This window comes from Lishizhenia sp., assembly GCF_057456495.1.
Genome location: NZ_JBVCPV010000112.1, coordinates 1 through 9932, shown reverse-complemented (window position 1 = coordinate 9932; position 9932 = coordinate 1). Strand labels below are relative to the sequence as shown.

Genomic DNA, 9932 nt, shown 5'->3' with positions numbered 1-9932 from the left:
GAACTCATGCTTCCACTTGATGTTCACACCGGGAATGTTGCCCGAAAACTAGGTTTATTAAAAAGAAAACAAAACGACTGGACCGCACTGGAAGAGCTCATGACCAATTTGAGAAAATTCGATAAAACGGATCCTGTAAAATATGACTACGCCCTGTTTGGACTAGGTGCTTTTGATAAGTTTTAAGCAGAGTAGTTTATCGAAGTATGACAGCTGTAATTCGTCAAAAAAATTATCTTTGGTAACATGAAATTTGCGAACCCGGCTTTTCTTTATGCACTAGGCGTTTTAGCCCTACCTATCATCATACATTTATTCAATTTTAGACGCTATAAAACCTTGTATTTTTCAAGTTTGCGTTTCCTTAAAAATGTAGAAGAAAAAACCAGAAGTACGCAAAAACTCAAGCATTTCATCATTCTTTTACTAAGATGCTTGGCTTTTATCTGTTTGGTATTGGCCTTTGCTCAACCTTATATCCCCCTTCAAGAAAATGTGGTCAATAACAAATCCTCCGTTCAAGGAATTTATATAGACAATTCCTTTTCTATGCAGGCTATGGGTATGCAAGGTGAGTTACTCAGTGAAGCAAAAGAATCGGCAAAATCCATTATAAGCGAATCTAAACCCAATACAGAATTCCTTATACTAACCAATAGTTTAAGTGGCATTGAACGTCGAGTTATTAATAAACAAGATGCACTTGATAAGGTAGATAATATTCGCCTCATCCCTGAACGCAAAGTTTTAGAAGACGTTATTAGTTTACATGGCGAAATTATTCAACAGAAAAATGCGGAAGGCCACAATCAACTCATTGTACTTTCTGACTTCCAAGAAAATCAAAGCACTTTACAAAACGTAAGTCCAGATAGTTCAACAGCATATCAACTCATTCAATTACAAGCACAGAACAAAGAGAATATTTATATAGACTCTGTTTGGTTTAGTAGTCCATTGAGAAAAATAAACCGCAACAATGAGCTCAATGTACGCATCAACAATAAGGGAGAAACTGACCTTAAAAATGTAGAGCTAAAACTGGTAATTGGTGAGTATTCCAGAAATATGCTTGTAGATGTAAACGCAAAGGAAAGCACAACTAAAATCTTTAATTATACAGACAATGCGGCTGGAGAAAAATCTGGTTACGTTGAAGTAAATGATCAACAGGTATATTTCGATGATAGATTTTATTTCGCCTACACGGTGAGAAATGAAAATCAAGTTTTAATTGTAAACACAAGTAACTCTTTAGAAAACCCAGCGTGGGTTTATGACACCGATGATTATTACAAGTACAGATCTGTATTAGAAAATCAAATGCAACGTGAAGATGTTCTAGCAGCAGACTTAGTGGTTTTCAATGGTCTCAACACCATTAGTACTGGTCAAATCGCATTATTAACTGATTATGTCAAACAAGGTGGATCTCTTTGTATTATACCTGGAACAAACATAAATACGCAACAATATAACCAATTGCTTTCCACCCTTAAAATGCCAAATTTGGGTCCCTTGAAAGAGAATGATTTAGCAGTAACAAGCATCAATCTAGGAGACAACTTTTTCGATGGAGTTTTCCAACAAAAACCAAACAACATTTCACTGCCAGAAGTTTTTCAATATTACCCATTGATTTCAAATACAGCCTTCAACGCCATTGACCTACTCGGTTTCCAAAACAACACACCTTACTTTGTTAGAAGCAGAGGTGCCAACAAAGTATATCTCTTCGCTGCGCCCCTTCAAAAGGAATACAGTAAACTTATTTCTCACAGTTTATTTTCTACTTTTTTGTTGAGAATGGGTGAATTGTCGCAGCGTAGTAACCCTATGTTTAGTACACTTGGTGAAAGTTCTGTTTACAGAATGCGATTGGAAAACCAAAATGAAACGGCTATACATTTACTTAAAAATGAAATTGACTTCATTCCTCCAGCTATACGCGACAATAACTTTGTTGAATTGAGTTTGGATAACAGGGCCGTACAACAAACCCTAAGTGATGGTATATACAGCATTCAACAAGAAAAGGAATTGGGAAGATTGGCCCTTAATTACAACCGTTTGGAATCTAATTTAGAAATTGCAAACCTAGAACAAATTGAAATTCAGCTCAAAGCAAAAGGCGCAACTAAAGTGAATACGAGTAGCATCGTTAACGCAGAAGAAATCGCACAATTAGATTTAGAAAAACCGCAAACATACTGGCGAATTCTATTATTTTTGTCGCTAGTTTTTTTAATCTTAGAAATGATCGTTATTCGTACGAAAATCTTCAAATAATTCGTCGTTTAAACCTTGTTTCACCCTTATATAAAAAGAGGAAAAATGAAAATATTACTCAAAGCCGTTACAGTAAAAGATCAAGCATCATCTTTTCACAATCAAGTAGTAGATCTTTTAATAGAAAATGATCGTGTGGTTAACATTGAGAAAAGCATTACAGATGATGAAGCTTTGAGTATTGCTGGAGAAAACTTATGTGTTTCTCAAGGTTGGGTAGATATGAAAAGTACCTTCTGCGATCCAGGAGAGGAACATAAAGACGATATTTTTACAGGATTACAAACTGCAGCTGCCGGTGGATATACCCACTTAGGTTTACTGCCTTCTACTACTCCTTCAATTTCAGGTAAGAGTCAAGTAGAATATGTAAAAGCAAAAGCCAACGGGAATGTAGTTTCTCTTCATCCTTTAGGAACAATTACAGAAAACCATAAAGGAGAAAACTTATCAGAAATGTACGACATGTACCAAAACGGTGTACGTGTATTCTCTGATGATCTGTTATCTGTGAATTCTGGAATTATGTACAGAGCCTTATTGTACACTAAAAACTTTGGTGCAACGGTTATGGCTTTCCCTAAAGATCCAAGTTTATCAGGAGAAGGAATGGTGAATGAAGGTGAAGCTTCAACTAAAACAGGTTTAAAGGCAAATCCTACGATTTCTGAAACTATTCAGTTAAGAAGAGACTTACGTTTATTAGAATATACAGAAGGAAGATTACACGTAACGGGAGTATCCTGTGCAGAAAGTGTGGAGTTAATTAAAGAGGCGAAAGCAAAAGGCTTGAATGTTACTGCTGACGTACACGCAAATCATTTAATCTTTAATGAAACTGCCGTTCTTGGATTTGATTCTAACCATAAAGTGAGACCTCCTTACCGAAGAGAAAGTGATAGAGAAGCACTTTGGATAGGTTTAGAAGAAGGAACTATTGATGCCATTGTTGCGGATCATAGACCACACGACAAAGAAGAGAAAGATGTTGAATTCGACAATGCTTCGTACGGTGCTATCACCCTTCAAACTTTATTTGCATCCTTAAATACAACTGCCCCAGAAAAAATTGATTTAGTAGTTGAAAAATTGAGCAAAGGAGCACGTGAAATTTTAGGATTAAATGTAAATTCTATTGAAAAAGATGCGTATGCTGATCTTACGGTATACAGCACTAGTGGGGAAACTACGCTGAATGCTGATACGAATTTATCAAAATCACAAAATTCGCCATTTTTGAATAAAAAATTAAATGGAAATGTTGTAGCTATCATCAATAATGGTAAATTAGCTTACAAAGACATTTAAAATTTTGAAGAAGAAACCCAATTTCCTGAAGCAGTATTTAAAAGAAAAAAAAATGGTTGGTGCTGTGAGTCCAAGCTCACGTTTCCTCGCCAAAAAAATGCTTGAAGGAATTGATTTTCAAAATTGTTCTGCCATTGTAGAATTAGGACCTGGAACTGGAGTTTTTACCCGCAGATTATTAGAGAATTTAAATGAGGATGCAAAGCTTTTTGTATTTGAACTCAACGACGATTTTTACAATAATTTAAAGAACCAACTCAATGATCCTCGTGTAATACTCATTCACGACAGTGCAGAAAATTTAGCACAACATTTAAATGCTCACGGTGTGGAATACGCCGATGTGGTAATCTCATCTTTACCCTTGGCCAATTTCTCTGATGAATTAACGAAATCTATTCTAAGCACGAGTTATAAAAACCTGAAGAAAAAAGGTAAATACATACAATTTCAATATTCATTACAGGCTAAAAACGATATTACACACTACTTCAAAGAAATGCACATCAAGTTTACGGCGTTAAATCTGCCTCCGGCTTTTGTGTACACTTGTACAAAGTAGTCCGCGTTTTTGGCGCAAACTATTTTCATGAATTTAAAAAAAGAACTTTTACAAAGGTTTTCCATTCAACAATATACAGCGCTTCAAGAAGATGCATGGAAGAGTACTTCCAACTATCAAATCGTCATCTCTCCTACGGGTTCAGGTAAAACGATTGCCTTTGTTATCAGAGCGCTTTTACACCTTCAAAAACATCCGAATGCAAAGATTTTAGTGCTAACACCAACCAGGGAGTTAGCGATACAAATCAATGATGTAATCAAGCAAAGTAGGGTTGAATACAGTTCCCTTGCTATTTACGGTGGAAATGAATTTAAACGTGAGGAAAACCAACTTGCTGAGGGAGTAAATTTGGTAATTGCTACACCTGGTAGACTTTTGGACCACATGGATCGAGGAGCTTTACAGGATGTTGAATTCGACATGCTTATCTTGGACGAATACGACAAAATGCTCGAAATTGGCTTCCACAATGAATTGGGGCAAATAGTGAGTTACCAAGATCACTGGAAGAAAATCATATTAAACTCAGCAACTCAAATTGAAGAAATTCCAAGTTTCATCAATCAATACACCTTTGAAACTAAAGATTATACAGAAGGAAATAAACCTAAAATTTACAAGCATTTGGTAATGTATGAACACGAGGACAAATTAGAAGCCTTGAGAAACATTGCCCTACTCCATCCCGAAAAGAAGAAAATCATCTTCACTACACACAGGGAACGTGCTGAAATGGTTTACAAATATTTTCACCTTCTAGAATTCCCATGTAGTTTGTTCCACGGAGGAATGGATCAACGTGAGCGCGAAAGAGAGTTGATAAAATTTGAACACGGTAGCACCACAATTATGATTTGTACAGATTTAGGTGCACGTGGTATAGATATAGACGATATCGAGGAGGTAATTCACTACCAACTACCCATTCAGAATGATAGTCTGAAGAACAATGCAGACACGCACAGAAATGGTAGAACAGGAAGGATGAACAAATCGGGAGATGTATACTACTTGCTAGATGAGAGTAAAGGTATCCCTGATTTCCTACAAGGTATTGAGGAGTTGAAAGAAGAAGCACAAGAAGCAGAAATTTTTGCTCCGTACTCTACCCTATACTTGCCCCTGGGTAAAAAGAATAAAATTAGAAAAATGGATGTTGTTGGTTTTTTCTGTAAAACAGGAGAAATAACTAATAAAGAATTGGGTAAAATCACACTTAAAGACAATTTTACTTATGTGAGTGTATTGAGCTCACACGCCAATAAAGTGAAAGAAAAAGTGGATAATCAAAAAATGAAAAATAAGAAGGTTCGCGTTTCTTGGTGTAGATAAGCAAAAATCCATAGGAGATATAAGGACCTCAATTTGATGGTCCTTTTTTTTATGCCTAATATGCGCCGTTATATCTTCTCAAGAACCATTCTACTGTTAGTAAAGCAACCACAAGAACAAATAGTCCTATGAAATCTATCAAATCTTTATACGTTGAACGCGTATAGGTAATTGGTGTGATATCCCCTCTTTTACTCAGTTCATTTACTAAAGCTTCTTGTTGACCTAGCGTGAAGAATTTCCCTTGAGAATTTGCCGCAATTTGTTGCAACAGCAAGTGGTTTGCTTTCGTATCTAAATCTTCTTTGATTACTGCATTCACTACTAATTCCCCTTGTTTTTCAAAGCTTTTACCATTGAATGTTGCCTGTGCCTTCCAGGTATATTGTCCGGCAGGTAGTTTACCTAAATTCAAATGATATGCTTCTGCTGTTTTCGCGAAGTCATATACATTCTCTTCCTCCCCTTTCTTGAGTACAAATTGAATATCTGCTGCAGTAACCCGTTCTAAATTGTCATTATAAAATTCTGCTTGAATTCGAACATCTTCTAATGTGGAATTCGATCGGGCTAACTTCACTCTTAAATTAGAGGCATCCTTTTTCAATACTAAATATTGGGTAATCTTATCCATCAAACTATTGAAATGCTTGGTAGAATTATTTCTAGCAAAATCAGCAATTTTCCACCTCCAAATTCCTTCACCTGCTATCGTCCCATATTTTACCCCGTTACTTTCATTAAAGAACAACAAAGGTTTCTTAGTGGCTACATTCCCCAAACTTTGATATATAGCAACATCAGTATTGTTGGCAGGAAGCATATTTCCATATTTAACTTGTAAGGGGGGAAATTGAGCCAAGGTTTGAGCTAACTCATCATCTATCACAAAACTAGAGAAAGACTTATTTACCGCTCCCTGAACATCATCCAATTGATTTCCCAGACGAGTTTTAAGTCCTATAGGTAAATCATTGATTACCTCATCACCACTTTGCGTTCCTAATATGAATAGCACAGGTTTATTCGTGGCCATTATCTCTGTCAATTTCTCAGAAGACAAGGTTCCTGGATCGTGTAGAACAATAAGGTCATAGTTGTTCAATGCTCCCTCAACCTTATCAATTACTTTCGCATCTACACTGAGGTTATCATTATCGGATAATGCATTTTTAATAGCTCCCAAATCTGGATGCGGTGCATTACTGGTCAACAGCACCTTATTTCTTCCATCCATTACCTCTACATAAAAATCATAGAAGTTATTTTTAAGGTTATACTCCTCCTCTACACGGGTTAATTCCACCCTGTAGTGTTGGTATCCAATTTGATCTGCATTAAGCGTGAAATCTACCTTCTGACTCGTTAAACCGTCTTTCTCATAACTGATAAACTCTTGCCCTATACGCTTTTCACCTTTATAGATGTTCAAGGCTACTCTTTTTCCTTTCAATTTGCGTGCTTCAACATTGACTGAAACCTGAAATTGATTGTTCAGGAAAGCAATGTCATTGGCCAATACCTCGCGAATGAGTTGATCTGTTTTCTCTATTGTATCTCCTACACCTACCGTGAATACAGGCGTAAGTTTTATTTTTTCAGCACTGTATATTGGATTAATTCCAGCATTGAAATTACCATCAGAATAGAAAATTATCCCACCTATGTTTCGCTGATAATACTTTTCGTATACCCCTTCAAAATAGGCGCTTAAATCACTCTTTTGATTTTCAAAAGCATAAGCTTGCTCCTCTTGTAAGCGACTTCCGTAGAAATTTAAAATTTCGTAATCATGGCCAAATTTCTCTGTAATTGTTGCTTGATACGCATTGATACTCTCCTTTACCGTCGAACTATCCTTGTAATTCAACATCGACTGAGAATCATCTACAATATTGATTAAAATGGGATGCTCTACCCTTTCTTCTTCTGAGGCATACATGATGCCCAAAACCAGTATCCCCAAAAGAGATAATGCTAAAAAACGAAGTGATAGCATAAGGATTACTAAACCTCTGGATAGATCTGACAACCAATCTTTTTTTCTGTAGTACCATAAACTCAGTAGAAAACTCAACGCTATCCACAAGGCACCCCAAATCAAAGGAATTTCGGTAATCAGTTTTTGCATAAGAGTAAAGATAAGTTTCCTCCTTTATTGGTCAAGTTAAAAACCGAAAATTTGCGCATAAAAAAAGTCCCCAAGCAAAGCTGAGGACTTCTCTAAATATTTAAAATCTTACTCTTCGCCTTTTACGTAAGCTTCTAAGTAAGCGAATTTCTCTGTTAACTTGCCCTCTTTCGTAGTTTCGGAACCTCTACCAATAATATCAGTTGGGTCTTCTTCTAATAGAGCAGGTAAAATAGCCTTCATTAATTCTTTCCCGAAGTCTTCTGAAGCATCTCTTGGCAATTCACATGGCAAGTTATCTACAGCCATAACCGCTACAGCATCCTCATCCATGAAGTCTACCTCTTGCTCCGTTTCAGGATTGTAGCCATAAATAGGATCTGCAATTGTAGATGGACGTATTGTTGAAGCTACAGGACCGTCAATATCACAAGAAATATCAGCAACTACACTTGTAACTACATCTTCATTCTTCATATCCTCTCTCGTAAATAAGAAAGGCGCGCTTACGTGATAGTAATGACAAGCAATGTACATGTGAGCATGTGCCAAGTATCTTGGGAAAGTACTTACGTGTCCACTACCATCTTTGTAGAAAGCATGCTTATCAAACTCAGAACCATCAGCCTTTGCGTTGTACTCATCTACATTTAACTGTGTGAATACAGGTTCTGTAAATTCATTATTTAAAAACTCTTCTGAGCTTACTTCTTTAATCGGTAACAAAGCCATGATTTCTCTCGCTCCGTATCCAACTCTACCGTAACCCGTAAGAACGATTTTCATATTGTTCGGTAAGTTTACTTTTGCTAACTCACCTTCCATCTCTGCTCTATCAAAGCATTGATTCGCCGGTTTTAAATCGTAAAGCTTATGTTTTAAACCAAAGGTCCTAAAACCATTATACGCTCCCACAATTCCAGCATATCTACCAAAACCAATCAAACGCATGTTGTTTTCGTCTGTGAGTACCTCATAGTCTGTTAACTGAATCTTTTTATCTAAGATTGCATTTAACAAGGCTCTATTGTAAGGCTGCTTCTTGTAGGTGTGTGAAAAGAAAAAGAAGTGTTTGTTAGGTATCAAATCTTCTTTGTTTACCTCTTTCACACCAAAAATCACATCACAATCTGAAAGATCTTCTTGAAGTTTCACTCCTAGAGCTGTATAGTCTTCATCTTTAAAAGCCCTAATAGAACTGGGTTGAACTACAACTTCTACGTCTTTAAAACGCTCCATTACTTCAACACATTTCTTTGGTGTTAAGGCCACTCGCTTATCTGGTGGTACCTTTCCCTCTCTTAGGACTCCTATTTTTGTTGCCATACTCTCTAAATAATTTCCAGCAAAAATAAAAAGATGATTCGAATAAATACGACACACCCGCATTTAAAACGCGGGTGTTGAGATCTAATTCATATTCGTTTGGTTTTGTTAAAAGTCGAAACCTTCACCACCTCCAGTAGGCATGTCTTTTCCTCTTGACATTTCAAGCTTACCAAACTTGTAAGAAATATTGAAACGCAATCTTCTACTTTGCCACTTATACTCTGAATATTGTTGAACATCTGGTTGGTCTATCCAAATCACAAAACCTTTATTATTAAAGACATCTTGTAATTGTAAACCAAGGGTTAATTTCTTGTCAAAAAATCTGCGATTTACAGAAATATCTATACCTCTTTTTGGTTGAATGTATCCTTGAGCTGTAATACGCTTCGCTACGTAAGAAGTAGTTAACTGCACAGTAGTTGTGTTTTTAAATAAATCTATAGTAGAGTTCAATTTCACATTCCAGCTAAAACCAGCATTATTAGTAACATTTTGAACAGAATTGTCTTTGTACTGTGTACCGTAGGCATTGAAAGAAATAATATTTTTCCAAATTTTAAATGGTCTGTATACCCCTACCATTTCAATACCGTAATTGTATTTCTCACTTAAATTCACAAACTTAACCGCACTAGTACCATCATCGTAAAATTCTTTAATACGTTGAATCACATCTGTAGTATGTCTAAAGTAAGCAGTTGACGAAAAATTCAATTTCTTCCAATCTTGTAAAACACCTACTTCATAAGAATTAATGTATTCTGGATTCAAAGCCGGGTTTCCAACTCTTAAATTCAAGGGATCTGAATAATTCGGGAAGGGATTTAAGTTCCTTGAATTCGGTCTATTTATTCTTCTCGAATAAGAGGCTGTTAACTCTAATTTCTTCTTTAACTTATACGTGATGTGTGCGGACGGGAAGAATGAAAAATAATTATTCTCGTAATTTTCATTGGTCGTTAATAAACGAGGACT

General features: G+C 36.1%; 8 protein-coding genes. 5 read left to right on the top strand and 3 right to left on the bottom strand.

Translation table 11 applies throughout. The features are described from left to right. The 5 genes from AC22ZQ_RS09140 to AC22ZQ_RS09120 all read left to right on the top strand — a co-directional run. Positions 1-186, top strand: a 186-nt coding sequence (locus tag AC22ZQ_RS09140; protein ID WP_318958476.1) for a DUF2400 family protein, incomplete at its 5' end; no start/stop codon positions are given. Positions 187-246: 60 nt separating this feature from the next. Further along, entirely contained in the window at positions 247-2289 is a 2043-nt protein-coding gene (locus AC22ZQ_RS09135; RefSeq protein WP_318958475.1) for a BatA domain-containing protein, read from the top strand. A 45-nt stretch (positions 2290-2334) separates the two neighbouring features. Continuing rightward, the gene (locus AC22ZQ_RS09130; protein WP_318958474.1) at positions 2335-3597 is read left to right on the top strand and encodes a dihydroorotase; all 1263 of its coding nucleotides are present in this window, start codon (positions 2335-2337) and stop codon (positions 3595-3597) included. 52 nt (positions 3598-3649) lie between these two features. Next, positions 3650-4159: a class I SAM-dependent methyltransferase gene (locus AC22ZQ_RS09125; protein WP_318958477.1), complete on the top strand. Its 510-nt coding sequence runs from the start codon at positions 3650-3652 to the stop codon at positions 4157-4159. 27 nt (positions 4160-4186) lie between these two features. Further along, the gene (locus tag AC22ZQ_RS09120) at positions 4187-5494 is read left to right on the top strand and encodes a DEAD/DEAH box helicase (RefSeq protein WP_318958473.1); all 1308 of its coding nucleotides are present in this window, start codon (positions 4187-4189) and stop codon (positions 5492-5494) included. Positions 5495-5549: 55 nt separating this feature from the next. Here the strand turns inward: AC22ZQ_RS09120 and AC22ZQ_RS09115 are convergent, their stop codons facing one another. The 3 genes from AC22ZQ_RS09115 to AC22ZQ_RS09105 form a co-directional block, all read right to left on the bottom strand. Then, entirely contained in the window at positions 5550-7625 is a 2076-nt protein-coding gene (locus tag AC22ZQ_RS09115; protein ID WP_318958472.1) for a hypothetical protein, read from the bottom strand. 108 nt (positions 7626-7733) lie between these two features. Beyond that, positions 7734-8951 (bottom strand): NAD(P)-dependent oxidoreductase, encoded by a 1218-nt coding sequence (locus tag AC22ZQ_RS09110; RefSeq protein ID WP_318958471.1) that lies wholly within the window; start codon positions 8949-8951, stop codon positions 7734-7736. A 108-nt stretch (positions 8952-9059) separates the two neighbouring features. Continuing rightward, the coding region (locus AC22ZQ_RS09105) for an outer membrane beta-barrel family protein (RefSeq protein WP_318958470.1) at positions 9060-9932 on the bottom strand (873 nt) is incomplete at its 5' end.